Source organism: Salibacterium aidingense DSM 18341 (assembly GCF_000429685.1).
In the GTDB taxonomy this organism is placed as follows: domain Bacteria; phylum Bacillota; class Bacilli; order Bacillales; family Marinococcaceae; genus Salibacterium; species Salibacterium aidingense.
On the sequence record NZ_AUCI01000019.1, the window covers coordinates 1 to 26,121 of the forward strand.

Sequence of the window (26,121 nt, forward strand, 5' to 3'; positions counted from 1 at the left end):
GTTTATTTCTTATGCGTAAAAACAGGAAGAGGAGAATAAACATTATTTAAAATTTTCACTTGACTAATCGTAGGAAAGAGGCTGGGACAAAATCATATAGGTCAGATAAAAATCCGAACGATTATCTTACATATTCCATTAGAATTTGGCATCGTTCGGATTTTTTCATGTAAAACACCCAATGAGAACGGAGTATACCGCTGTACGATTTCTGCGGCCGGCCACTGCGCTTTCCATGGGGACGACTTTGCGTTACTATCAATAATTCGTCTTTCGGGAGAAGTCATTTAGTTTTGTCCCAGATTCTTTGTTCTTTTACAATATATGTTTTCCAATGAGCCGGTCGAGCTTGCGTACATCTACTTTTTTATTCAGGTTCAGTTTCAGCCGACCGGCTTTTGTCCATAGTTCCATTTCTGCGTTCAGGTCAAACGTGCCGCTGTTTTCCGAGGAATACATAATAATCGATGAAAATGGGATGGTGTACACTTCCACCTTTTTTCCAGTAATACCCTGCCGATCGGCGATTATCAAGCGTTTGTTGGTGACAACCGCTACGTCCCGTACGGTTTTGTAAGCGATCTCCGCTGTTTCCCCTTCCACCAGAATATCCTTTATTTCTGGCGGTACTTTTGTTTCTTCATAAAACGTCCATGACATGATGTCTTCTACTCCAGCCATTTCCAGTCCTCCTTTTTCCTATTTGCCTCTCTATTTTACATGAAAAAGAACCTGCCATGGAAAAAAGACAGGTTCTGTTCCTATTTTACTGAAACCAGCTTCGCACCAGCGACAGAATACGGCGAAGTCCATTGGTATTGGTCTCTTCCCGTTCCCCCGTCTCTTCTTCAAAGGTCTGCGGGGCTTCGGCTTCCACGACTTCGATCCATTCTTTGCCGAACTCCTCTTCCAGCGTCTGAATATTCTCTTCCGTCCGTTCATTAATCCCTATTTGTACGCGGTTATTGATGATATCAACAGAGGTGGAATGCACTTGGAATTGATCTTCAAAGCGTTTTTCCTCAAATATGGCTTGATCGACTTCCTTTTGTTTGGACGTTAACTGCTCTTCGGTAAACGCTGCCTCCCGGAATTCAACCTGGGCAGGTTCTCCCACCAGCGCTTTCATTTCCTCCTGCTGCGCTTCCGACGGCATCGAGGTAAAAGAAAGTATGATTGTGCCGAGCTCCCGTTCTTCCCGGTAAATATGCAGACTGGCGAACTCTCCATCTGAGAAATGTTCCTCCATATAACGGCGCAGTTTTTCCACCGCCTCCGTGTGATTTGGATCCACCCCCTGCTGTTCCCATTCCTGGATTTTTTCCGTCATGGAAGACGTTTCTTCATCTGCTTGCACCGTCTGTACCGACATGAGGCCCATAAGAAAACAGACAGCTATCCCAGCCCATTTCTTCATTACTATTTCCTCCCTTTTTCTGTTTATGTGTAAGACGCGGGAAACCGGTCCAAGGTTACAAGAACCTCTCATTTAGGGCCAGAAGCTCGTTCCAGATAATATCAGCCCCCCATAATCTATTAAGCAGAAAAATACTATTCGACTGTTTATTTTCTCAGGTAAACACAGCTAAAAAAAACTCTCTTCTTTAAGTACCCTTATTTCATGGATATGGCTGGAAGAAGGGCCAACCGTACTATTCAGTGTCGTGGTATTTTTACCTTCATAGTGATTTCTTTCACTTATCTGTTTAAAAAATGAAAAGAAAAGTCGTGCCGGCCTAAAAAGGTTTTCTCCAACGCGCAATTTAAATGAATAAAGCTTATCAAGCTATTCAGCAGGTATGCATGTAAAAATTCTGGTGTAAAAAAACCTTTGTTATAATGTGAAATGTATACACTTCAGTGAAAGGATTGAGGTTTGCAATGGCTGTTAAACAAGTAACTCTTCGATCATTTGAAACAGAAGATATTAAGGAGCTTCATCGTTGGTCCAACGATCCCGTTTCAATATCCATGGCAGGTAGAGTACCATTAACGTATGAACAAATGGAAAATCATGTTAAGGAAAAAAGGGAAAATGGCGATCTTTTGTTGGCTGTAGAAAATGAAGAACATACACTAATTGGATGGGTCTTTCTTCAAAATATTGAATATGCTCATGGCAGGGCTGGCATTGGAATCCTGCTTGCTCCTGAGGCTCGGGGACACGGTTATGGAAAAAATACAATGGAACAGATGATTAACATTGGGTTTAATCAACTTCGTTTAAATAAAATCTATTTAACAACAAGAGGAACTAACGAGCAGGCTATTGGGCTGTATAAGAAAATTGGATTTATCGTGGAGGGACAACTCAGGAAACACGCTTTTATTGAAGGGAACTATTATGATACTTATTTTATGGGGATATTAGCATCAGAGTGGAAACAAAAATAACTAACTTTTAGTTAGATTATTTTTGTATTTTATCAGACGCATTTTTCTAATAAAAGAATGCGCCTAGTCTAGTTTCATTTAAAAGCCAGTATAAACAGGGATAGTTAAAATATAGTATTTATTCCAGCGCCCTCGTATTCGATCCCTCGTCCGTTTCTTGTTGAAGTTAAACAGGAACTTTTGGAAGGAAATTGAAATTAGAATATAACCTGTTAAAGAGTACTCCCCGGTAGTACATTGCTTGCTGCTGAACAGGAACAGGCGAAACGTGAGAAGAAGTATTTAAAATACTGCCCGTGATTATCTTTCAGGAGAAGCAGTCGTTGGGAAATATCGGGACGGTGACGGGAACATTGAATCAGTTTACTGATATTCCGATGCCCCCTGCTTTCATTCTTGTCCGTTTTTTCCCGTACTAGTCCATTGTAAATTGCTCCATCAAACCAGACATGCACGAGAAAAAACAGGGGGCTCGTGTGGAGAAGTATCTACAGAAGGGGCAGCCCGCCCTGCACAGATAATATAAAGGCAGCGTGGAAACTGGGACGGAAGTTTTAATATGTAAAAAATCACGAAATACCTGTTTTATCTCGGAAACGACGCGGGAATCTTTTTTCTATAAGAAAGAGTTGAACTCAACCACTCTTTCCAATTACTTTAGGAGGTGTAACAATGGCAGAGAATATGTTCAAAACCGGAGAAAAAGCACCAGAAAGCGGAAATTATAAAGTGCATAGTCTTGTAAGCGGAGAATCTTCCAATCAGGATGATACCGAAGTAAGAGTAGAGGAAGGAGAACAGCTGCCGCCGTCTCCATCAAGTAATGAAGCCGCTTATTGGGTGAAAGCATCCTAACAACTCATCTTTAGAAAGGGGGAGAGACAATGACAGCTTTATTGAAAGACGTTATGTCCCCAAACCCTGTTTCCAGTAACGCGACGGATGAGCTAACCACCGTTTCGAAAAAAATGAAGGAAGAAGATGTTGGGTTTATTCCTGTGAAAGAAGATGACAAATATGTAGGAGTTGTCACAGACAGAGATATCGTTGTGAATGGATTAGCCAAAGGATCCGCGGACAATGTACAGGCTTCGGATGTCATGACAGAAAATATAGTAACAGGCACCCCGGACATGGAAGTGGAAGAAGCAGCCCGGTTGATGCAGGAGCATCAAATTAAACGATTGCTCGTCATGGAAGATAAAGGCATAAAGGGCGTAGCCACCCTCGGAGATCTCGGAGTAGAAAACGCTGTCGAAACTGCCGGGAATGTTATCCACGACGTCTCTAAGGGAAATGGAAACAATTAAGAAAAGAGCTGTCGAGCTGTCCCATCATGGGGCAGCTTTCCTTTTATTGCAGCTCCTTGGAGTTGGGGAGAGGATGCCCTTTCTCCTCTACTTCCGTAAACATATCCGGTTCGGCTTCATCCGGCGGCTGAGGCGGGATCATACCGGCCATCATCTGTTTAAACTGTCCCACCGTCAGCGGCTTGGCGTCCTCTTTCAATTCATAACCGAGCTGGCCGTTTGGTTCAAGCGTTGCCATCTGAACATCGGTTATGTTCGCTACCCCCTGCTGGCGCAGCCGCATTTCCAGCGTATCCATTGTAAATCTCATCTGCCGCAGGGTCTTATACTGAGGTACACCATTTTTGATCACTGTTTTGGATTTGCCGGTAATAAACTTTTCGAGTGGATTGAATTTCAATTGTAAATACTCAATCAAAACAAGCATAAGGACAAATACCGTTGTGGCTAAAACCGTATTCCAAATACTGTCTTCGATAATGGGCTGGATGATAATGGATCCAATGGAAATCATAACTACCGTCTGTGCCAGTGACATTTGCGAAATCGACTTACGGCCTGCAATACGAAGAATTAATATACCGATCACAACCAATACGGCAGATTCCCATATCACCGAAAACTCCATACTCTCCCTCCTTTTCTTTTCCCTTAGTGTGCGTGAACAGCTTCCGGTTTATACAAGGAATTGGTTTTAGTTCATGATCAGGGAGACGATGATAAACACTACAACGACAACCGCAATAAGCAGTCCCGTCCCTTTCCAGCCTAAACGGGACGTAAGCTCCGGTACATATCCGTTTCTTGCCCGCTGATATCCGTCATTCAGGGCGCCGCCTGAATTTCTCTTTCGTTCTTCCTGCCGCAGTTCTTCTTGTTCATTTGGAGAGCCTGAAGAATTCCGCAATTATTTCTCCGCCTTTCTTGGAAGGATTTTTATGTATTGGATTTACTATATATTAACATTTTTCGAGCGGCCAGAGAAACGGGGGTATTTAACGTGTGAAGTTTGCTTACAAACATGTAGATGAAAAGCATATTACATGAGATACTTCGTATAATCACAATAACAGGAGGGAACAACGTGAGTAGATACAAAAATCCCGGCATGCTGTCGATGATCAAGCTGACCTATGCTGTACTCTTTCGTTAAATCCACTCGAAACTATCATCACGGAGGGGCGTCCCCCTCCGTGGTTTTCGTTCCTCCCTATTGTTCTTCTGCAGCATTCAAGGGAAAATGGGAGAAAATCGAAAAAATAAGACATGTACATGCGCTTTCATAGAACATGTTTTCGTTTCCATTAGAACTGCCTCCATTTGAGCATTGGTTCTGTACGCTTTATGATGCTGTTAGCATGATAAAATTGGAGGCACGACCAATGAAACATTTTTTTAAAAACGTCCTGCAGGCAGTCTGCGATTCGCAGGAAAGAAAAGCCCGGCGCACTCTAAAAAACCATACCTTTTTTGATTAATAAATGCCAACGAGCCCGGAAGAGACATCCTCTCCCGGGCTCTTTTCACATCCGGTGCCTGTCACCTGTCGAATTCGACAAGTGACAGGCACCGTCAAATTTCCATTTCGAGCAGAGCGAAGCTTAGGCTTTTTCCATGAGTATCTAAAGCCAGTGAAGTAGTCACTCCTCCAAGCAAGCTTTGTTGGCAGACAAAATTAAATGCTTTAAATGAAGGAATGTCGTAACGAATGACGTCTCCCTTCACGATGTCTTGTAAATGTTCTTTTACTTTATACTCGGTTACGTGTCTGCGAAGAAATTCATAATCCTCTTCCTGATAAGGGATCAAGGATAAGTTTACTATGTCTCCCTTATCTCCAGCCCGGCTATGGGCGATGTTATATAGTTTCATTATCTGTGCTCCTTATGATCAGTTTCGGATGGACCTGGTCTCTTGATAAATAGTTAGAAAGGACGCCAATGGATTCGGTGATTTTCTTTCTGGCTCCGCCCCCTCCGGCCGGACCGTTCGTATAAAGAGCCTCGGTTTCCTTTCCAATCAACGCCGCCACCTCTTCTGAGTCACTATGACCGGCTGCCCGGACCCTTACTTCATACGGGGTATGTTCCCCAAAGCTGGTTCGATGCAAGGATGACATTCCAATATAATCGATTCTTAAATGGGGCACCTTGTCTGATAACCGCTTTTCTAAAATAGATCCTGCCAATGCCGCCCGAGCTTCTGCATTGGCACCAGCATAGGATATTTCCCCTTCCCCGATAAATCCAGCATGATAACCAATAGAGACTTTAAGCTTGTCAGGGCGTTCATGTCCTTTTCCACCTGTAACCTGCACCTGATTCTCTCCCGTTTCCTTGACTTCCACTTTAGAAAAATCAGCCGTAACATCCGGCGTAAAATAATTGGCGGGATCATGAACTTCATATAAAAGCTGCTCTTTCACAGTTTGAAGATTGATTACTCCTCCTGTCCCTTCGACTTTTTTAATCACGACTTCGTCTTCTTCAATCTCTGCAAAAGGGAAACCGATATCAGCTAAATCCGCTGCCTCTTTTTTTCCCGGATCTGCAAAATATCCACCGCTGACCTGTGCCCCACATTCAAGAAGATGGCCAACCACTGTTCCTTTTCCTAACTTTTCATAATCATGCATGGACCACTGAAAATGATGAATCTGCGGAGCTAAGAACAGAGAGGGATCAGCAGCACGTCCGGTGACTATAATGTCAGCCTCCGTTTCTAGAGCAGGAAGGAGCGCCTCCGCCCCTAAATACACATTGGCTGATAAAAGATTTTCTTTCTTCACCTGTTGCGGGTTATCGTTTGGAAGAAGATGATTCGTTTCTATAACTTGGAACACATCATCTCCAGTTACAGCAGCAACCTTGCAGGAAATATTCAATTCCTTTGCAATTTCTACTATTTTCGTTGCAGCCGCTTCTGGATTTGCCGCTCCCATGTTTGTGATCAGCCGTGTTTTTTGGTTGGATAACAAAGGAAGAAGTCGTCTCACTCTAACTTCCAGATGAGGATCAAACCCTTTTTCCGGTTCATGAAATTTCTCTTTTTGCGCAAGCGCAATCGTTCGTTCTGCCAGACACTCCAGCACAAGATAATCTAACTCTGCATGTTCTAATAAGACTTCGGCCGGTTCCAGCCGGTCTCCGGAGAAACCTGCTCCGGATCCAATTTTAAGCATAGATTTCCATCCTCTCCGTCCTGTGTTTGGCATTTTCTTATTTTAAATAAGGATTCCCAGAATCATTGCTGTGATAGTCATAACGGCTGTAATCGCCATCGCAAATGGAATAGCTTTTTTCTGTAAATCACCGAGATGTACACCGGCTAACCCCACCAGCAGCCACGTCGATCCAGTTAAAGGGCTGACAGGAAAACCTACTGTCATTTGTCCAAGAATGGCAGCCCTTCCCATCGTCATTGGTTCCACCCCAAATGTTTCAGCTGTAGCGCTTAATACAGGAAGGACTCCGAAATAAAAAGAATCTGGGTCAAACAGCAGGCTCAATGGCATAGACAAGAACCCAAGCAAAATTGGAAAAGAGGATCCCCATCCACTTGGAATACCTTCCGCAAGTGTTCCAGCCATAGCTTCAATCATTCCCGTGCCACTTAGTATTCCGGTAAAAATCCCTGCTGAAAAAATGATAGAGGAGGTATAGACAGCACCTTTTGCATGGGCTTCTATTCTTTCCTGCTGTTCAGAAACTTCCCGGTAGTTAAGCATTAAGACAAGCGGTACCCCTACAATAAAGGGGATAGCGAGGGGCACGATGCCTGAAATTAATGTAACGATAACAGCAGCGGTAATCAAAAGATTCGGGATAAACATTTTACGGCGTCGATTAGCGGCCTCGTTCTCCTGGGCGTTTTTTATTTCCGGCGGAAGCTCTTCTTTCTTCCCCACCCGTTTCCGTTCCTGCTTTCCCAGCCAGAAGCTGACCAGCAGCACACATACTAAACCTACAATCTGTACCGGTAGTAACGGGGTATACAATTCAACCACATCCACGTTTAACGCAGACGCAGCTCTTACGGTCGGGCCTCCCCATGGAGCCATATTCATCGTACCAGCGCTTAATGCTGCAATAACAGCAAGGGTTAAGGGACTCATTTTCAGCGCTTGATAAACTGGCAATATGGCAGATACCGTAATAAGAAACGTACTGGCCCCTGATCCATCCAAATGAGACATCATCGCAATAACCGCTGTTCCTACTGCAATTTTCAGCGGATCTCCTCCACCATAGTTAATAACCCCTTTGATTACAGGATCAAACAACCCTACGTCATACATAATTCCAAAAAACAGGACAGCAAACGTCAGCATAATCCCTGTTTGCGCAATGCTGCTTAAACCATCCCCCATGTATTCCCCAAGTTCAGAAAATCCAAAGCCTGTAAGAAGAGCAATAATAATGGGGACCACAACCAAAGCAAAATGGACAGACGTTTTCTTGGTTAGAACAAGATACAGTAGGATACCAATAATCAGAAAACCAGAAACAGCTAACATACCTAACCTCCTTTTTATATTCTTTCCAATAGGAAAGACCCGCCCTATAAATAAAGCAAAATCCATGCCAAACAAAAAAGCCTTTTATCAAGGCTTTTACCATAACCAGGTTCTTCTTATTAAGAACCATTTACTTCCTTTTATAGGCAAAAAGTTTGGTTTGTAAGCGTTGTCAATGTTTCTAATTTTTTAGAAGCATTTTAATTATTTAGAAGGGTTCCCGATTTTATTATACAGCGTTGCCAAGGAGATACCTAATGTTTCAGCAGCCTTCTTCTTTCCATTCAAATTGTTTTCATATTCTTTTAACGTATCATGAATGAGTTCCTGCTCCGTTTCCCGAAGCAGCTCTTTCAACGTTCCTGAGCGCTGTCCATTCTTGCTATGAAGCTTTCGTTCCTGGACAAATTCAGGAAGATGCTCCATTTTTATATAGCCGCTGTCTGCCATATTCATTGCATAATTCATGACATTATACAGTTCCCGCACATTCCCCGGCCATTCGTACTCTTGTAAAAATTGTTCTACTTCTTCAGAAAATACCGGCGCTTTTCCAGGCATCAAACCATTTGTCATCTCTTGGATAAGAAAAGAAAAGTCTTCTTTTCGTTTTCGTAATGGAGGAATCGTAATTTGAATACCATTCAATCGGTAAAATAAATCCTCCCTAAAGCGGCCCTTCTCTACCATGTTGTTTAAATTTTTATTCGTAGCAGAAACAACTCGGACATTGATTTCTTTTTCGTTCAACCCGCCTATTTTTCTAACACGTCTTTCCTGCACAACTCTTAATAATTTCGCCTGCAGTTCCATCGGAAGCTCTCCAATTTCGTCCAAAAAAATGGTGCCCCGGTCTGCTAATTCGAATAATCCCATCTTTCCTCCGGATTTTGAGTTTGTAAAAGCTCCCTCTTCGTAGCCAAAAAGCTCACTTTCTATTAAATTCGCAGGAATCGCAGAACAATTCACCGGCACAAAAGGATATTCCGTTCTGATGCTTTCCTTATGGATGGAATGAGCAAATAATTCTTTCCCTGTTCCACTTTCTCCCTGAATAAGGATGTTCATAGAAGAACGAGCTGCTTTTTTAGTACGGTTTACTGTTTCCATTAGGGCACCGTCACTGCCAATAATATCGTCAAACGAGTACGTCGCTTTATAAATATCCTCCACTGCACTTTTCAACTTCGCTATTTTCTGTTTACTTGACTCCAGCTCTCTAGCTAGAACATGGACTTCATTCAGGCTTTTACATACGGAAACGGCCCCGACAATTTCGCCATATTGATACACTGGCGCCATATCAACGACGTATTCCTCTGTGCCCTCCTTTCTATAGATGCCGTTTCTTTTTTTACCGTCTTCCAAAGTATTCAGAAGCACCGCCCCTTTTCGGACATCTTTTAAGTATTTTCCAAGTATCACTTCCTCCTCTACTCCTGTGATTCTCGTATATTCATGATTAATTAATCGAACAATCCCCTCCGTATCAATCACAAGCACCCCATCATTAATAGCCATTACAATGTCTTTCATCCAGGATAAATAAGAAAAATCCCTCTGGTCCAACGTCATCCTACCCCCCTATAAAACGCTTTCTTTTCATTCTAACACGAGATTATTCGATAGTTTCGACAAGTGCCTGTCACCTGTCGATTTCAACAGGTGACAGGCACTACCCAATTCAATAGTAATTCGAAGAAATCAAGAGAAAAAGCGCTTTTTCATGCGCTTTCATAGGAAATGTTTTCGTTTTCATGGACTTTTCGCGAATTTGTGGATTTGCACTGAATGCTATATTATGCAGATAGAATGAAAGAGATGGGGGAATTATCCATGAAACACTTCTTCAAAAGTGTCCTGCAGTCAATTTCCGAATCGCAGGAAAGAAAAGCAAAAAAAATGCTTGAAAATAGTTTATTCATCGATTAACCCACATTTTTTAAATAAACCATAGATCAAACACGCCTGGAAGACCTACACTTCCGGGCGTGTTTTTATATTATTTCTTTTCGACAAATTCCGGGGCGTGACAGGCACGGAGCACCAAAACGGACATCGGCGGAAGTTGAAGTTCGGCCTGCGTCCCAGTGACTTTCACATTGGTAAATGGCTTCGGGTGTACACAGTTTGGATCATCAAACGTGTTGTGGGCATTTTTCTGGTCCGCTGTTAAGATAGTCCCGCTAATGTCTTTTAGACTTGTCATACCTCGAAGATCTAACGTGATATCGGCCGCTTCCCCGGTATTCAGATTACAGAGGCTGATATGTACCGTTCCGTCCCCTTGCTTGGATGCTGAGCCGTGGACGTGGGGGAAAGAAGATGCCTCTTTCGTCTCTGGTTTTATAACAAGCGGCAGCAGTGCAGCGTCCTGATGCACCTGGTACATGTCAAACACATGATACGTCGGCGTGAAGATCATTTTTTCTTTATCAGTCAGCACCATCGCCTGCAGCACATTGATAGTCTGGGCGATATTGGCCATATACACGCGGCGGGCATGGTGATTGAAAATATTGAGTGTAACGCCAGCCACCAAAGCATCGCGGATCGTATTCTGCTGATAGAGAAAGCCGGGATTGGTGCCGGGTTCGACATCAAACCAGGTCCCCCATTCGTCCACGATCAGTCCTACTCTTTCCTCCGGGTCAAACGTATCCATAATCGCACGGTGCCTATGAAGAAGGGTATCCATATGAAGCGCTTTTTGCATGGTAATATCCCATTCCGTCTGGTCAAATTCCACCGCCGAACCTTTGCCTTCCCAAAAATCGCCCGGGATCGTGTAATAATGAAGACTGAGTCCGTCCATAAACGGCGCGGCCTCACGCATGAGTACTTCCGTCCAGCGGTAGTCATCCACATTGGCTCCGCCGGCGATTTTGTAAAGCTTGTTCTCTCCGTATTCACGTACGTACGTCTGGTACTGCCGATACAGATCAGCATAATACTCTGGCCGCATGTTGCCGCCGCAGCCCCAGCTCTCATTTCCAATGCCAAAATACGTGAGGGACCAAGGCGCACGGCGTCCATTCTCGCGGCGCCAATCTGCCATCGGCGATTCTCCGTCAAATGTTATGTATTCCACCCACTCCGACATTTCCTGTACGGAACCGCTTCCAACATTGCCGCAGATATATGGTTCCGTCCCGAGCAAATCACAAAGCATCAGAAATTCATGAGTGCCGAAATGATTGTTTTCGATCACCCCGCCCCAATGAGTGTTCACCATCCGTTTTCTGTCTTCCCAGGGGCCGATGCCGTCTTTCCAATGATATTCATCGGCAAAACAACCTCCCGGCCAGCGCAAAACGGGAATGTTAATCTTTATCAAGGCCTCCAGCACGTCGTTGCGGATACCACTGGTGTTGGGAATGGGAGAATCTTTTCCCACCCACCATCCCTCGTAGATGCAGCGTCCCAAATGCTCCGAAAAATGGCCGTAAATATGGCGGCTGATCCACGCCTCTTCCCTATCCGTATTGACCACCACTGTATGTTTCATTTCCTCCGCCTCCCTTTCGATTTACTTATACGTACAAGTAAACTCTTATTGTAAAGAAACAAGAAAATCCTGTCAACGAAAAACACCGTTCCCGTGAATTCGACAAAACCCGGGGCGTGACAGGCACCTAAAATAAAAATCTATACCCTACCCCCCAGATCGTTTCGATAAAAGTTGGGTCGGAGGGGTCGGCTTCGATTTTTTCGCGAATCCGACGGACGTGGACGGTGACTGTGGTAATATCCCCCGTTGAATCCAGTCCCCAGATTTTTTCAAACAGCTCTTCTTTAGTGAAGACGCGGTTGGGGTGCAGGGCAAAAAAGACTAATAAGTCAAATTCTCTGGCAGGGAATGTTTTCTCCTTCTCGTTTATATACACACGCCGGGCAGCTCTATCGATGTGCAGTCCTTTTACCCGAATGTTCTGCTCCGTGTCTTCTTTTTTAACCAGCCGGTTATACCGGGCAAGGTGCGCCTTGACGCGGGCAACCAATTCATTGGGACTGAACGGTTTTACAATATAATCATCCGCTCCCTGCCCCAGTCCCCTGATTTTGTCAATGTCTTCGGTTTTTGCGGTAACCATCAGGATCGGAATATCCTTTGTTTCTCTGATCATTTTACAAATTTCAAATCCATCCGCTTGGGGAAGCATTAAATCGAGGAGGATAAGCGCATAATCGTTTTCCAACGCCCGGTGCAGGCCCTGTTCTCCATCTGAAACAATGTCTGCTTCCCATCCGTTCAGTTCCAGATAGTCTTTTTCAAGTTCAGCAATTTCCTGTTCATCTTCAATGATTAATATTCGACTCATGGCTCCTCCCCTCCTGATTTTTAAGTGTAAAAGCGATGCAAGTTCCTTTTCCCTTAGTACTGGATACGGAAATATTACCGCCGTGTTCCTCTACAATATTTTTCACAATAGCAAGGCCGAGCCCGCTCCCGCCTCTCGAACGATGTCGCGAAGAATCAACTCTGTAAAAATGATGAAAAATATGAGGCAGATCCGCTTCTGGGATCCCCCGTCCATTATCTTCGACCGTAACCTGAAGATTGCCCTGTTTTTTTTCCAACTGGACAGAAATGATCTTATCCACTTTATCCATGTATTTCAAGCTGTTCTGGATGATATTTGTCACCACTCTCTTCATCTGTTCCCGATCGGCCGTCGTGAAAAAAGGCTCCGCCTCTTTCGGCGAGAGCGAGAAGGTGACATCCGGATAATCAAACTCCAATTCTTCAAGATAGTCCTGTAAAAAGGCATGCATGTCCACTTTTTCAAAATGGAAGGGGACGCGGTTGACATTGAGTTTGGAATAGAGAAAAAGCTCTTCGATTAAGCGGTCCATATCCTTTGCTTTTCGATGAATCGTCTCCACATAACGATTTAATTTTTCCGGGGTATCCGTCACGCCGTCCCGTATCCCTTCAATATAACCCTTGATAGACGTGATAGGTGTTTTTAAATCGTGAGAGATACTGGCGACGAGCTCCTGCCGTCCCGATTCGTATTTTTTCTGAAGCTCGTCCGCTTCCTTCAGCTTCCGCCGCATTTCTTCAAAATCCTGTGCCAAATCACCAATTTCATCTCTGCCCTCTGGTTCTATCGGTACGTCCAACTTTCCATCTGCGATTTGCCGGGTTGCCAAGGTGAGATGCTTCACCGGCTGAATAATACTTTTGGACACATAATATGTCAAAAGTCCATTCGTTCCCACTAATATGACAATCACCCCGATCCAGCGCATTTGCAAAAATAAAGATAGGTTTCTTTCATCCGGCGTCCCTGTGCCCGTAAAAAGCAGCCATCCAAGCACTATTTCAAGCAAAAGAAAGCCCAGAATCGGCAGTACAATCATTGCTATATTTGAAAGAATCAATCGTTTTCGTATTGTCACTTGTCCCACCCCTTTTCTTAGAAAATATGGTACTCCCCATTTCTTACTCCTTTAAAAATAATGTCTTAACATTTTATTAACTATTAGTATACGTCAACGTGGAATCCTTGGATAAACGATTTAAGAAATCGTTAAGAAACAAGCAAGAGCGTATTTAGAAATACCTTCTATGATGGAGATACAGCATTAAAAAAGGAGGAAGGACAATGAGTCAACCGTTGAACTGGCCGCTTATTTTTGTTTTGGCGGGAGCTGCCTTGATCCGGCCATCTGCCAGTATGCTCGGATTGCTTGAAGCCATTGGACAGCCGGCCGCGAGCATTATCATTACTATTTTCATCACCATCGTATGGATCGGAGTCACAGCTGCTAAACAGGAAGCGCCGCTTTCTACTTTATTATGTACCGGTCTTATGTACGGCATCTATGCCATCGTCCTCAGCGGTGTGTTATCTCCCATCCTGCTCGGAGAAATACAAGGACCGCTGACGAATCCTTTCGCCGTCGTCAGTGTCCTTGTTACGAATGGGATCTGGGGGCTGGCCGCCGGCGGAATCACCGCCCTTATAAATAAAGGAAAAGGAGAGAGCCACCCATGAAACAAGCACTGACATTCGGTAGTATTGCCGTTCATCTCTGGATACAGTTAATTTTATTAGGAAGTATTTTACTCGATACCTTTATGGTCTATCCGAATATTTTTCATAACATTCCAGCTTCTTTTGACACAGCGATGGATTTCATGGCCGTGGCAAGTCCGGGTACGTTTTTCCCGCCGCTTGGATTTCTGAGTATTGTATCAGGTGCTGCTGCCGTGGTATTTTCTTGGAACATCAAATACGTTCGTTACTGGATTCTCTCCAGCATGCTCATGATCATCCTGGAAGGGGTGTCCTCGATTCTTTTTGCATGGCCCCGCAACGAAATCATGTTTGTCGAAGGAAGTGACATGCATTCCACTGCCTTTCTAATCCAAACGGCACGAGAATTTCTGGTCGTCCATGGCTTCCGGGTCGCCTGTAATATCGCAGGATCTATTCTCATCTATATCGGTTTTTTACGATACTACCAGTGGAAATTAACAAGTGACCGCCCTTCGACAAAATCCGGGGCGTGACAGGCACCTTTTGGGCGCTCAGAGCATAGGCTGCTATAGGAGATAGCAACGATATAGGTGGGGAGTGAATATAAATGTCTGAAAAGGTGCTTCATTATTACGCGGGAGATCACACGGCGAAGGGTTTTTATCCATTATATGCTTCTAATTTTCAAGGACTGGAACGCATCTTTATTTTAAAAGGATCATCGGCTGCGATAAAAACGGATATCATGAACAAACTGGCAGATGTTTGGAAAAGCAGAGATTATGAAATGGAGTTCATCCATAGTTCTTCTGATAACGATAAACTCGATGGGATCATTATTCCTCATTTGAAAATCGGGGTACATGACGGTACTTCCGATCCATTCGAACCTAAAGAGGGAACAATAGAAATAGTGGACGTGGATGCCACCCTCGACTCCAAACATCTAGAACAACAACAAAACAGGATCCAGAGATACCAGAAAAAAATCATGAAATCCTTCCAATCCGCACACCAATCTTTTCAAACAGGGTTACGCATCCATGACGATCTAGAAGACATCTATATTCGTCACTTAGACTCTGACAAAGCAGATCAGGCAGCTGAAGATGTAGGGAAACACTTATTTTCCAACGAGGAACCAAAAGAAAAAACGCCATTAACGAAGCATCGATTTTTCGGGGCTTCTACGCCAAAAGGGGTCGTTGATTATATACCAAACATAACAGACGATCTTGAGAAAAGATATTTTATTAAAGGGCGGGCTGGTACAGGAAAATCCACCTTTCTCAAAAAACAGGCCGAAGCCGCGCAAGACCTGGGCCTGGATGTAGAAATATATCACTGTGGATTCGATCCAGAAAGTATTGATATGGTGGTCGTGCGGGAATTAGGTTTCTGTATTTTTGACAGCACAGATCCGCATGAGTATTTTCCTGAGACGAAAAACGACGAAATTATTGATTTGTACGAAAAAACCGTAGCACCCGGCACTGACGAAAAATACGCCAACACCATTCATAACCTTACCCGCAGGTATAAATCCTATATGAAAAAAGGAATCACTCACTTAAAAAAAGCAAAACAAGATAATGATAACCTGGAAAAGATTTATCTCGCCGCGTCGGATGATTCAGCCCTCAATCATATCTTTGACACACTAAAAAAACAAGTAGAAATACAGGAGAACCTAATAGTACAAAAAACTGGCAGCCTTTTGAACTGATCTAGTTAATGGAGCAAAGCAGGCTGCTTTGCTCCAGAATTCCCCCGGAGTATGGCAGTTCCATATTGTAATCGGGCGTATGCCATTGGAATCCTACAGGTACGTCCGTAACATACTGTTCACCGATAGAAGGAGCAAGTCTCTGTTTCTCTCCTTTCGCCCCCGCCTCATCCATAATTTTTAATACCGAAACGCTCCAACAGCTCCTTATTCATATACCCTGTCAAGTTTAACCGCATGACCTCTCGCTTTATTTCCTCGGGATAAAATTCTTCTTCCACATAACGAAAAACACCCCATTATGTCGATATAAAACCTGGCAAAATGGATTTAATTGGAAAACAATCCATCGGTGCGAACGTTAAATTGACTAACAAAACACCACCAAACCAGGGCAGGACAGACACTTTAACGAATATTCGACAAGTGACAGGCACCACCCGGTTCTATGTAGAAGATAATTATAGAGGGATAACCATAAATGAAGGAGAGATGCATGATGACACATACTGTACCAAATGTAACGATGCATGACGGCGTCACTATACCAGCGGTCGGTTTTGGCACGGTGAAGCTGAACGGCAATGAAGGAGCGGGCGCGATCGCCAATGCGATCCGCAACGGGTACAGGCTCCTCGATTCTGCCTACAATTATGAAAACGAAGGAACGGTGGGGGAAGCCATACGACGGACGACCGTCCCGCGCGAAGAACTGCGGATCACATCCAAACTGCCGGGACGGTACCACAGTTACGACAAAGCAGTCGTCACCATCCAGGAGTCACTGTACCGCGCCGGCCTGGATTATTATGATTTATACTTGATCCACTGGCCGAATCCGATCCAGGATCAGTATGTCGAAGCCTGGCAGGCCCTCATAGACGCGCAGAAATGGGGGTTAATCCGCTCAATCGGTGTGTCCAACTTCCTGCCGGAACACTTGGAACGGTTAAAAAAAGAAACCGGCATCCTTCCCGTGATCAACCAAGTTGAACTGCATCCGTTTTTTAACCAGGAGGCGCAACGGAAATATCATGACGAAAACGGGATCATCACCGAATCCTGGAGTCCGTTATACCAGGCCGGCGACATCATCCATAACGAAACACTGCAGGGCATTGCCGGCAAACACGGCAGAACTGTTTCGCAGATTATTCTTCGCTGGCATGTGCAAATCGGCGCCGTGCCGATTCCGCGTTCCACGTCTCCGCAACGCCAGCTTGAAAACATCGGCCTCTTTGATTTCACACTGGAAGACGAAGATATGCAGACGATCAATAGACTTACCCGGAGCGATGGACGTATTTTTGACGGGGATCCGGCCGTATACGAAGAATTTTAATATAGGACAAAAAGGGCTGCCGTGGCAGCCTTTTTTTCTGGTTAATATTAAGAATATGGAGAAAAAATCCCCCCTGCTAAAGCCTCCTGAATCCATCAAGTTATTCGTTTTTCAGGAACCTTCCTCTTATTTTTCTCGATTTTTATTGACCAGCTATGTACGAGTATTACCTTTTATTATATGCTATAATTCGTTCAAATAAAAATTTGAATAAAAGGGGAGGAATAGATGAACAACCGGTGGAATCGTATAGTGTACAAAATTTGGTCCCCCTTTTATGATAAATTATTTAATTCAGGTCCATTTCTCAGCACGCGAAAAAAGTTATTTCAAGAAAATACATTCGATAGGACACAAAATATACTATTTGTTGGTGTAGGAACTGGCGCAGACCTAGAACAAATTAACTATGCTGATTTAAATATTACCGCCATTGACTACTCTCCAGAAATGATTGAAAGGGCCAGGAAAAAATTCAGAGAGTCCTCCATACAGTTCAAGGAAATGGACGCTCTGAATATGAGTTTTGACAATAATCAATTCGATATAATCATTGGAAGTCTTATCCTATCCGTTGTTCCTGACGCAGATAAATGTTTCAAGGAAATGATAAGAGTTTTAAAACAAGGGGGAGAAATTATTCTCTTTAATAAATTTTCACCTAAAGGAAAAGAACCTTCTCCTTTTAAAAAAGTAATACGGCCTATAATTAAGCTGTTAGGCACGGACATAGGGTTAAATTTTGAATCCTTGCATGAGAGACATAAAGAAATTTTATCCGTAACCGAGGATTCTCCACTAATGTATAAGGGGATGTACAGAAAGATTGTGATTCGTAAAATTTACACATAATGGTATTCAAGTGTTTGTGAACTTTTTTATAGAAGGAGTCATAAATGAAATAACCATCATAAGTATACGACTCATTTCAGCGGTCTATCTTTTCGTATATTCGACAATTTTCGGGCGGTGACAGGCACCTCCTCTTTACTGAATTCATTCGACAAAACCCGGGGCGTGACAGGCACTAGTCGATTTTAATTTGATAAATATTATAATTTAGGGTTCTTTTAAATCCAATCGACTCAGCAACAAGAATGGAAGGGATATTTTTATCATCACAATTCCAGAGCGGGCTTTTTCCATTCTCAATACAAAAATTTATGCAAGCTGAAGCTGCAATTTTAGCATACCCTTTATTTCGATATCCCTCCTCTGTCATTAAAGCAAATTCAAGCTGATTGCCGGATGAAAACGCCGATAAGCACCAGCCGGCAACCGTATCCTCTTCAATAACACAATAGCCAACACCTTTCTGTAAAAAATGATCAACCGATGGCCAAGGCATTTGGACCCATTGCCTCACCTGGTTAAGATTGTTTAATGAGGAATCATTGAAGAGAGAGGCATCGATGAGTCTCAATGAGGCCTTGTCTGGAAGTAACTTTGGGGGTGGATTATAGCTCGTAATATCAAAAGTATAAAATCTCTTTTCAACCTTTGAACTCTTGATTTTATTAGTGACTTCCTGCTCAATCACTTTCTTCCATTGTTCATTGTTGTAATACAAGTTAATAGCAGGGATTTCCATCTTTTTAGCTTTTGGCATGATATGATCAGAGATCACGTGGTTGATCTTTTCATTAAACTCTTTGTTATGTGGTTTACCTGCAAATAAAACTTCGAAGTTCATACCATTAAGGAGCGCTGATGTTGGATTGTCCAAATCATCCACATAAATATCGCCGACTGTATTTCCCTCCAAAACTGACATCGTAATAATTTGGTGATGAAACGAGTCGAATAGAGGCTTCACTTTCATAAACTGATGTTGAGGTAATAAAAACATATACTTTCTTCCTTTCTATTAACAATTGAATGTAATTTTAAATAATGGACCGCAAAAATAAACTGACCGTACGGTTTAATAAAGATGAAAATAAAATCCCCTACTTCAATCCAGGGGAAAGTCAATCCTTGGAGATTCCATGAAGAAAGATGTCAATCGCATTCACGTAAAGATTATAAAATCTTTCTTCTTCATAACCAAGGAACTGTGTAATGCTCATACCGGTGAGTGTACTATAAAGAATAAAAGATAAATCTTCTACAGTATTATTCGTTTCAAACTCTTGGTTTTGAACCCCCTCTTCAATGATTTGATGAAATATCTCATATTCTGGCTTAATAAGATGGATGAGTTTTTCTCTTATCAATTGTTCTATATTCTCAGAAGCCAAATATTCTGGAACGGTTTGGGATAGGGGATTCTGCATATCTGAAGCATAATAGCGAGCTAGTAAGTATAGTTTCTCTTTTGCTGTTGTAACGAAAGCAGCTTGTTCTTCCCACTTGCTCTGCCATTCTTTTGAAGATTCTTCCACCGTATACAGAAACAATTCTTCTTTGCTCTTAAAATGATAATAAATGCTGCCTTTGCTAATCTGGGTGAACTCACGTATTTCTTCCATGGATGTTGCAGCATAGCCTTTCTGTTCGAAAAGGATCTTCGCTTTTTCTGAAATTTTCTTTTTTGTTTTTTCACCTTTTCCATCAGCTCTTGCCATAATTCTTGAGGACCACCTACACAATTAAAATGATTAAACTGACCAGTCAGTTTAACTATAAAATAACTTATTTTTGTATCAAATACAACCCTTTTTGAGAAAAACCAACAATCCATACAATCAATGGGGACTTGGACAACTCGTGAAACGAACCTGTCACAACATTTTTCGGGGCGTGACAGGCACCATTGATCTGCCCAAAAAATCAGTTCGCACTGCAGCCAGGGAGGCGGCACCGAGGATAGCGATGATGAAGGGCATCTGTTTCCACATTTTTCGCTGAAAAAGATGTTTCGGCTTTTTCACCTCAAACAGTACGAGAAAATAAACACAGGCAATCGGAATGGTTATCACCAGCAGACCGGGGAACAGAGCACTAGCCCTGTAAGTATTCCAAGCGACAATCACTTCTTCCGCCAGATTTTCCAATATGTAAATAAAAAAAATCATGATCGCAATCCTCAGCCCCTGATAGATCAATCACCTCATATCTCATCCTCTTCTTTCTGGATTCCCGCGCTGCTTTCTTTTTTCGCTGCGGGGAACACTTCGATCGAAACAGTTCGTTCAGCATACTGTAATAAGGAATCATTCGTTACCAGCCGCTGCCGCTCTTCTTCATTCAAGATTTCTTTTCCAAAATCCGAGAAAACTTCTTTCGGTTCCTCCTCCCGCTCATAGGTCAACAGGTCCTTTTCCTGATGACGATAAACGGGAAATGCTTTTTCCCACAGCTGCAAGAGTTTGAAGGAAGTTTGCCCGTCGGAGTCGTCGATCGTTTCTATCATGAACGGGAGGACATGGCTTTTTTCAAATCTTAGCATAAGTAAAAACCCTCTGTTTTTCACAATTTTATAGACATGATGCTGCTTATCGGCCACCCAGGTGTCGAACCACTGCTTCAGCTCTTCCTCCAGTTGATTCTGTTTTTCAGAGAGATCCTCTTTCTTCCGCCAATTCGCCTCTTCCAGTTCATCCCGCTTCCATTCGGTTCCACACACTCGGCAGCGGAACAAAAATGGAAAAACGAAAGGAACCCATGCCAGCAGAAAAAGATAAGGAAGGAACAGCAGTACAATACACCCTGCCGCCCGTAGTCCCATCGAACTCAGCTGTTCCACATTATCCGTCTTACAATACGGACACAAATGCACTATATCTCCTCCCTTCCAGTTTGCCCGGAAAATTCTACACTACCATCCTACCAATAATAATACTTCTTTTTAGAAAACAACTGGGAAGGCATGGTAAAATCATAACAAAAAGATAAAGGAAAATTTAGTATGTTTATGAAAATGTTAACGAAAAAGTAGCTTTGGGAGTGTTTTATTATGTATGTCTACCAGCCGGCTGGATTCTTAAAAAGGGGTACCGCCGCTTTCATCGATGCGGCATTGCTGTTCACTCTGACCCAGCTCGTTTCCTATCTGCTGTATGGTCATATTTTGATTCCGTTATCCGATTTTATCAACATGTTCTTTCCTTTATACTTTATCTTTATTCCTGCGGTATGGAATGGATTCACTCTTGGAAAACGAGCGGTCAGGATCCGCATTTCCAGCGTCTACCGGGATGGTGCCGGTATCGGTTCCATGCTGCTCCGCTATTTTGGTGCCGTCCTGTTCGCTTTTATCCACTTGGCATTGGAATTATTGTCAGTGCCTTTATGGCAGCCCTGCGTGAAGATAAACGCACCGTCCATGACTTTATCTCCGGAACCTACGTCACCTCCGACCTGTCAAAAGAACCCGCAGGGAAACACCCTTTAACAATCGAAAAGTGTTAACAGCAGCGGGAGTTCTGATCCTTATCCTAACCTTCACGCTCGACCGGTTTCAGCACACCACTTATGAAGCAGCCGTAACAGACATGCTCAGGGAGGGGGTGCCTTAGACTCCATTACTATCAAAGACCGCAGGCATGATGTTAAGGAATTCACGGAAAGAGAGGTACTTATAGAAGACGAGACAGTATTTGAAAGCATACAGACTGAACCTGGAGAGACGAAGCTTCGAAAAACAGGAGACTCCGTGGGAAACGATTATTATATACACATAAAACAAGAAAGAAATGATCACTTCCTCGTTATCGGGGAGAACGGAATAACTATAAGCGACAGCGATTATGAAATTTTAGGAAAAAACACCCCCCGCCGGCTCCTCGAAAACCTGGAGCTGGATTGGGAAGTGACAGTGAGATGAAGCCATGAGACGCCTCCAATTTTCTCCTCATATAGTTTGAGACGTTTCGTTCCTATTCCAAAGGGAAAACAAGGGAAGGAGGTTTTTTATGCCCTATTTTTTATCAAACCGAACTTCTTTATATTATGAAAGCGGCGGTCAAGGCCCGACCCTGCTGCTTATTTCTCCTCCTGGCGTAGGAACAGCTATTTTTGAATTAAAAGACCGGTTTCATGTAGTTACGTTTGATCCAAGAGGAAATGGAAAAAGCCAAAAAGGAAACATAGGCGACTATACGATGGAGGATTGGACAGATGATATGCTCGCCTTGATAAACCATTTAAATGAAAAACAGGTCATTCTTTGTGGATATTCTTTGGGAGGACTGCCTGCTCAAATGTTTGCGATAAAATATCCTCGAAAAACAGCCAGCCTTATCTTAATAAATAGTTTTCCTCTTGTTAACACGTTTTTGTTGAACGTCAAATTCAACCTTGGTATATGGAGCACGTATGAAGACATTCGAGGTATTCTCGGGAAAGGACTGGCTTTTTCGCATACAAAGAAAAAGAACCAGCAGAGGCACATTAGAACGTCAGTAGAAGCAAGCGATCCACACGTATTGAAGTGTATGTATAAAAATGGTAAAAGTTTGATAGTTTGAGTTTTCTTTCCTCTATTTTATGTCCAACAGGCATTATTTATGGGGGACGTGATATCTTTACGAAACCGTATCAACGCTATTTTAAAAAATCCCTTCCCCAATCACACATGATACAAATTAAAGGAGGCGGCCATCAGTTACCAACAAAGGCAGCGAACGAAGTAAATGGCATTCTTCTCCAATGGAAGACAAGTAGTTGAATGCCTCTCCCTCCTCCACTATAAATGAAAAAGCTAGAAAAAGGCTGCCTTCCTTTTCTAGCTTATATCCGGGTTCTATTGTCCCGTCGTTCCCGCTATCTACATTACGATAGATTCATTCGCCATGGTTCTGCTTTTTCTTATTGCGGGAAATCGTCTGGATTTTTTTCGCTTGCTTCCGTTTCTTGGTCATCCACTTGCCTTTCAGGGTCTTGATCTCTTTGTTTATCTCGCTTCTTTATTTTTTGTTCTTTGGAGTCGTCATTTTTTCCTTGATAAGAATTAGTTCTTTCTTTTGTCATAAATAAACCTCCTATTAACTTGAGTACTCTAGTATTTTGTATCCGAAGGGACGAAATATTACTCCGTGAAAGGCTCCAAAGGTTTAGCGGCGGGGCCTTCTATTACTTCACCTGTATAAGAAAAACGCGAACCGTGGCAGGGACAATCCCATGATCTTTCCCCATCGTTCCAGACTACTTCGCACCCCATATGGGTACAAGTCGTATCAACAAGAAACAGTTCCCCCTTTTGATTTCTATAGGCCCCTGCTTTCTTTCCGTTCCATTCGACTACTGCCCCTTCGTCGTGCTCCAGCTCCTTTAAACCTTTTTGGGATTGTTTCAGCTTTCCTTTTACTAATTCTTTGCCAACATCCGTATTTTCTTTCACGAAGGAAACAATATCTTCTCTTTTTCGTTTCTTTCTCGTCGGATCAAAAAGGCTGCTATACTCATTTTCCCGCTGTAAGACGTGATCTGACAGGATGGAGCCAGCTATTATGCCATTAGACATTCCCCATTTGGCATAACCCGTGGCGACTAAAACATTTTCTTTGCCGGAAACCATCGGGCCGATGTATGGCACCTTATCCAGCGTAACCAGGTCTTGGGCAGACCAGCGGTACGGGATAGCTTCGATACCAAAATACTTTTCCCCGTATTCTTTCAGTTTTTGGTATTTTTGCGAAGTGTTTTCCTCATGCTTTCCTACAGGATGGCTCTCTCCTCCGATCAATAAAAGATCTTCTCCGTCCTCCATTGGAGCAGAGCGAAGAGATCGAACAGGGCTGTCAGCATTTATATACATCCCCTTTGGTATAGGACTGCGGGGGCGGACGGCAAGGACATAAGAGCGTTCCGCATGAAGACGGCTGTAATACTTGCCGTCACTATCATTGAACGGAAAATGGGAACTGACAATAACCTGGCTGCTCTGCACGCGATAACCTTGCGCGGTTTTTATCTCCGGCTTGTCTTTATGATGGATGTCCACGACTCGCGTTTGTTCGAAAATAAGTCCCCCATTGTCTTGAATAGAGCGAACAAGACCCCTGCAGAATTTCACGGGGTGGAACTGGGCTTGATTCCGGAGGACAAGAGCCTCCTTCACCTGATAAGGGAGATCTATTTCGCTTGCAGCGGAGCCGCCGTTTATCCCTAATTTCTCATAGGCTTTTGCTTCTTTTTCTACCTGTTTCCTATTTTCTTCCCGTGAGGTATACAGATAGACATCGTCCGTACGAAGATCACAATCAATCTGACGTTTTTCAGCTGTACGATGGATAAAAGAAAGAGCTTTTTCATTGGCTTGGAAATATAATTGTGCTTTCTCTTCACCAAAAGTCCGTATTAAATCCTCGTAGATCAACCCATGCTGCGATGATATTTTTGCTGTCGTGTAACCGGTCGTGCCTTCTAAAACATTTTTTGCCTCCACAAGCGCTACGTTTACGCCTTCCATTGCGAGGAGATAAGCGGCTGTAAATCCTGTGATCCCAGCGCCAACAATCGTAACATCTACCGAAAGATCCTCTTCTATTTTGGGAAAGGAGGGGACGTCCTCCGATTCCCTCCATAATGAACGCGGATACACTGGGAGCATTTGAGACGAGTCTGTGCTCATGAAAAGTCTCCTTTCAACTAATCAGCCCGGGCTTGAATTAACGTGGTCCATGAGTGGAAAAAGCCAGTCACTACCCTACAGGCCTACAAGAACCCTGCCCCCCTTATTCCCGGATTGTGCAAAAATATGTGTGGGTTTGGGGAGTTTCGATAAAAAAAGACGAAAATATTACGCGCTTTGCTTATTTGGTCGTTTAAAACGCAAAAAGCGCCCATTACAAAGCAGGCTTTTCGTAAAATAAGAGTTTGAGAGATCAGATGGGAAGGTATAGCTTTTCTATCACAGTTGATAGGAGCAGACAATCGGGAAGGAAAGAACCGGGCTCAAAAAAAAGGAGAAAAAAACACCAGCAACGGTATCTGGAAAATAAGCAAAGTGGTGAATGGCAATGCCTGATCAATGATAAAACAACCAAGCTTTTAATGAAGACAATCAGTTGCTTCCGTCGCCATCAATGAGCGAGCTTCCAAAAGGAAGTTTAATTAAAGTAAAGCTTCCACTTCTCCATCCAAGGAAAGCCGTTCAACTCTTATAAAGAAGGGGAATTTTATGCCTGAAAGACAGAAACCAACATGGATCGCCCGGCAGACTTGGGAAGACTTGCTTTTCATTCATTGGGCAGTCAACGTCGAGGACCTCCGCCCGCATATTCCAGACTTTTTAGATATCGAAACATTTAATGGAAAAGCTTGGATCGGGGTAGTGCCTTTTCAAGCAAGTGAGAACCGCTTACGAGGGATGTCACGCCCGCTTCCATTTAGCACGTTTTTAGAGTTAAATGTGCGGACCTATGTGTCTTACCGCGGGGAACCTGGAGTTTATTTCCTTACGATGGACGCCAACCACCGTTTAGCAGTAACTGGGGCCCGGCATCTTATAGGTCTCCCATACTTTATGGCGGATATGACGCTTAAAAAAGAATCTGATACAATATTATTTTCCAGCAAAAGAAAGCACAGCGGCGTGATCCCTGCTTTTTTTTCAGCGCGTTACCTCCCCTATTCCAAGCCGGGATTATCAGCTAAGGAATCACTAACGACCTGGCTGACAGAACGGTACTGTCTTTGGAAGGTGATCAGAAATAAGGTGTTTAAAAGACCGATTTACCATGAGCCATGGGAACTGCAAGAAGCAGGACTGGTGATAACAACGGACAAACTTCTTGACTTTCTGCCTGCTTCTGCGTTTCAGGAGGATCCATTGGTTCATTACGCTGCGGCTAAAACGGTGTATTTTTTTCCTATTGAAAGAAAATAATAAAAAGTAAGGGCTACCTCCCATATAAGGAATCAGGATGTTTCGCCCTTTTTTTGCGCTCGAATTGATG

30 protein-coding genes are annotated in these 26,121 nt (G+C 43.2%); 12 read left to right on the plus strand and 18 right to left on the minus strand.

Annotated features, from left to right (window positions below; translation table 11 throughout):
• Positions 1-315 precede the first annotated feature (315 nt).
• Positions 316-681, minus strand: coding sequence for a PH domain-containing protein (locus G475_RS0116380; RefSeq protein WP_026702202.1), 366 nt, complete (start codon positions 679-681; stop codon positions 316-318).
• Positions 682-766: 85 nt separating this feature from the next.
• Positions 767-1,417: a hypothetical protein gene (locus G475_RS0116385; RefSeq protein WP_026702203.1), complete on the minus strand. Its 651-nt coding sequence runs from the start codon at positions 1,415-1,417 to the stop codon at positions 767-769.
• A gap of 464 nt (positions 1,418-1,881) precedes the next feature.
• Between G475_RS0116385 and G475_RS0116390 the strand changes: the two genes are divergently transcribed.
• The 3 genes from G475_RS0116390 (at position 1,882) to G475_RS0116405 (ending at position 3,704) form a co-directional block, all read left to right on the plus strand.
• Positions 1,882-2,394, plus strand: coding sequence for a GNAT family N-acetyltransferase (locus G475_RS0116390; RefSeq protein WP_026702204.1), 513 nt, complete (start codon positions 1,882-1,884; stop codon positions 2,392-2,394).
• A 672-nt stretch (positions 2,395-3,066) separates the two neighbouring features.
• Positions 3,067-3,249, plus strand: coding sequence for a YjzC family protein (locus tag G475_RS0116400; protein ID WP_026702205.1), 183 nt, complete (start codon positions 3,067-3,069; stop codon positions 3,247-3,249).
• Between the two features lie 29 nt (positions 3,250-3,278).
• The gene (locus tag G475_RS0116405; RefSeq protein ID WP_026702206.1) at positions 3,279-3,704 is read left to right on the plus strand and encodes a CBS domain-containing protein; all 426 of its coding nucleotides are present in this window, start codon (positions 3,279-3,281) and stop codon (positions 3,702-3,704) included.
• A gap of 43 nt (positions 3,705-3,747) precedes the next feature.
• On the opposite strand, the gene G475_RS0116410 is transcribed toward G475_RS0116405, so the two are convergent.
• From G475_RS0116410 to G475_RS0116460, 9 genes are all read right to left on the minus strand, one after another.
• Positions 3,748-4,332, minus strand: coding sequence for a DUF421 domain-containing protein (locus G475_RS0116410; protein ID WP_026702207.1), 585 nt, complete (start codon positions 4,330-4,332; stop codon positions 3,748-3,750).
• Between the two features lie 66 nt (positions 4,333-4,398).
• Positions 4,399-4,611 (minus strand): DUF6366 family protein, encoded by a 213-nt coding sequence (locus G475_RS0116415; protein WP_026702208.1) that lies wholly within the window; start codon positions 4,609-4,611, stop codon positions 4,399-4,401.
• 665 nt (positions 4,612-5,276) lie between these two features.
• Positions 5,277-5,576: an AtuA-related protein gene (locus G475_RS0116425; RefSeq protein WP_026702209.1), complete on the minus strand. Its 300-nt coding sequence runs from the start codon at positions 5,574-5,576 to the stop codon at positions 5,277-5,279.
• Positions 5,563-6,885 carry an acyclic terpene utilization AtuA family protein gene (locus tag G475_RS0116430; protein WP_026702210.1) on the minus strand — a complete coding sequence of 441 codons (1,323 nt, stop codon included), beginning with the start codon at positions 6,883-6,885 and terminating at the stop codon, positions 5,563-5,565. Before G475_RS0116430 ends, G475_RS0116425 begins: the two co-directional genes overlap by 14 nt.
• Before the next feature lie 42 nt (positions 6,886-6,927).
• Entirely contained in the window at positions 6,928-8,220 is a 1,293-nt protein-coding gene (locus G475_RS0116435; protein WP_026702211.1) for a CitMHS family transporter, read from the minus strand.
• Between the two features lie 204 nt (positions 8,221-8,424).
• Entirely contained in the window at positions 8,425-9,795 is a 1,371-nt protein-coding gene (locus tag G475_RS0116440) for a sigma-54 interaction domain-containing protein (RefSeq protein ID WP_035711568.1), read from the minus strand.
• A 427-nt stretch (positions 9,796-10,222) separates the two neighbouring features.
• A complete protein-coding gene (locus G475_RS0116450) occupies positions 10,223-11,728 on the minus strand; it encodes an alpha-N-arabinofuranosidase (RefSeq protein ID WP_026702213.1) in 1,506 nt (501 codons plus the stop codon).
• 127 nt (positions 11,729-11,855) lie between these two features.
• The gene (locus G475_RS0116455) at positions 11,856-12,542 is read right to left on the minus strand and encodes a response regulator transcription factor (RefSeq protein WP_026702214.1); all 687 of its coding nucleotides are present in this window, start codon (positions 12,540-12,542) and stop codon (positions 11,856-11,858) included.
• Positions 12,520-13,626, minus strand: a complete 1,107-nt coding sequence (locus G475_RS0116460) for a sensor histidine kinase (RefSeq protein WP_026702215.1) — start codon at positions 13,624-13,626, stop codon at positions 12,520-12,522. The genes G475_RS0116455 and G475_RS0116460 overlap by 23 nt, the downstream gene beginning before the upstream one ends.
• A gap of 206 nt (positions 13,627-13,832) precedes the next feature.
• Here G475_RS0116460 and G475_RS0116465 point away from each other — a divergent pair, with 206 nt between their 5' ends.
• From G475_RS0116465 to G475_RS0116475, 3 genes are all read left to right on the plus strand, one after another.
• A complete protein-coding gene (locus G475_RS0116465; RefSeq protein ID WP_026702216.1) occupies positions 13,833-14,225 on the plus strand; it encodes a hypothetical protein in 393 nt (130 codons plus the stop codon).
• Positions 14,222-14,743, plus strand: coding sequence for a hypothetical protein (locus G475_RS25405; protein WP_051302620.1), 522 nt, complete (start codon positions 14,222-14,224; stop codon positions 14,741-14,743). The genes G475_RS0116465 and G475_RS25405 overlap by 4 nt, the downstream gene beginning before the upstream one ends.
• Positions 14,744-14,817: 74 nt before the next feature.
• The gene (locus G475_RS0116475; RefSeq protein ID WP_026702217.1) at positions 14,818-15,936 is read left to right on the plus strand and encodes a PRK06851 family protein; all 1,119 of its coding nucleotides are present in this window, start codon (positions 14,818-14,820) and stop codon (positions 15,934-15,936) included.
• A gap of 1 nt (position 15,937) precedes the next feature.
• On the opposite strand, the gene G475_RS27325 is transcribed toward G475_RS0116475, so the two are convergent.
• Complete coding sequence (locus G475_RS27325; RefSeq protein WP_156911757.1) at positions 15,938-16,111, minus strand: hypothetical protein; 174 nt, start codon at positions 16,109-16,111, stop codon at positions 15,938-15,940.
• 321 nt (positions 16,112-16,432) lie between these two features.
• Here G475_RS27325 and G475_RS0116490 point away from each other — a divergent pair, with 321 nt between their 5' ends.
• Complete coding sequence (locus G475_RS0116490; RefSeq protein ID WP_084414169.1) at positions 16,433-17,278, plus strand: aldo/keto reductase; 846 nt, start codon at positions 16,433-16,435, stop codon at positions 17,276-17,278.
• A 228-nt stretch (positions 17,279-17,506) separates the two neighbouring features.
• Positions 17,507-18,130, plus strand: coding sequence for a class I SAM-dependent methyltransferase (locus tag G475_RS0116495; protein ID WP_026702219.1), 624 nt, complete (start codon positions 17,507-17,509; stop codon positions 18,128-18,130).
• 175 nt (positions 18,131-18,305) lie between these two features.
• Here the strand turns inward: G475_RS0116495 and G475_RS0116500 are convergent, their stop codons facing one another.
• The 4 genes from G475_RS0116500 to G475_RS0116515 all read right to left on the minus strand — a co-directional run bounded on the left by G475_RS0116500 (position 18,306) and on the right by G475_RS0116515 (position 20,999).
• Positions 18,306-19,127, minus strand: coding sequence for a GNAT family N-acetyltransferase (locus G475_RS0116500; RefSeq protein WP_026702220.1), 822 nt, complete (start codon positions 19,125-19,127; stop codon positions 18,306-18,308).
• Between the two features lie 121 nt (positions 19,128-19,248).
• On the minus strand, positions 19,249-19,845 hold the full coding sequence (locus G475_RS0116505) for a TetR/AcrR family transcriptional regulator (protein WP_026702221.1): 597 nt from the start codon (positions 19,843-19,845) through the stop codon (positions 19,249-19,251).
• A gap of 156 nt (positions 19,846-20,001) precedes the next feature.
• Positions 20,002-20,295 carry a hypothetical protein gene (locus G475_RS0116510; RefSeq protein ID WP_156911759.1) on the minus strand — a complete coding sequence of 98 codons (294 nt, stop codon included), beginning with the start codon at positions 20,293-20,295 and terminating at the stop codon, positions 20,002-20,004.
• A 35-nt stretch (positions 20,296-20,330) separates the two neighbouring features.
• Positions 20,331-20,999, minus strand: coding sequence for a hypothetical protein (locus G475_RS0116515; protein WP_026702223.1), 669 nt, complete (start codon positions 20,997-20,999; stop codon positions 20,331-20,333).
• Positions 21,000-21,176: 177 nt separating this feature from the next.
• Here G475_RS0116515 and G475_RS25410 point away from each other — a divergent pair, with 177 nt between their 5' ends.
• The 3 genes from G475_RS25410 (at position 21,177) to G475_RS25415 (ending at position 22,689) form a co-directional block, all read left to right on the plus strand.
• Positions 21,177-21,614, plus strand: coding sequence for an RDD family protein (locus tag G475_RS25410; protein ID WP_051302622.1), 438 nt, complete (start codon positions 21,177-21,179; stop codon positions 21,612-21,614).
• A 261-nt stretch (positions 21,615-21,875) separates the two neighbouring features.
• Positions 21,876-22,046, plus strand: coding sequence for a hypothetical protein (locus G475_RS27330; protein ID WP_156911760.1), 171 nt, complete (start codon positions 21,876-21,878; stop codon positions 22,044-22,046).
• Positions 22,047-22,134: 88 nt separating this feature from the next.
• Positions 22,135-22,689, plus strand: a complete 555-nt coding sequence (locus tag G475_RS25415) for an alpha/beta fold hydrolase (protein ID WP_026702224.1) — start codon at positions 22,135-22,137, stop codon at positions 22,687-22,689.
• 340 nt (positions 22,690-23,029) lie between these two features.
• On the opposite strand, the gene G475_RS27335 is transcribed toward G475_RS25415, so the two are convergent.
• Both G475_RS27335 and G475_RS0116540 read right to left on the minus strand, forming a co-directional pair.
• Positions 23,030-23,191, minus strand: a complete 162-nt coding sequence (locus G475_RS27335) for a hypothetical protein (RefSeq protein ID WP_156911762.1) — start codon at positions 23,189-23,191, stop codon at positions 23,030-23,032.
• A gap of 58 nt (positions 23,192-23,249) precedes the next feature.
• A complete protein-coding gene (locus G475_RS0116540) occupies positions 23,250-24,794 on the minus strand; it encodes an FAD-dependent oxidoreductase (RefSeq protein ID WP_026702225.1) in 1,545 nt (514 codons plus the stop codon).
• Between the two features lie 549 nt (positions 24,795-25,343).
• On the opposite strand from G475_RS0116540, the gene G475_RS0116550 reads away from it, so the two are divergent.
• Complete coding sequence (locus G475_RS0116550) at positions 25,344-26,051, plus strand: YqjF family protein (protein ID WP_026702226.1); 708 nt, start codon at positions 25,344-25,346, stop codon at positions 26,049-26,051.
• Positions 26,052-26,121 lie beyond the last annotated feature (70 nt).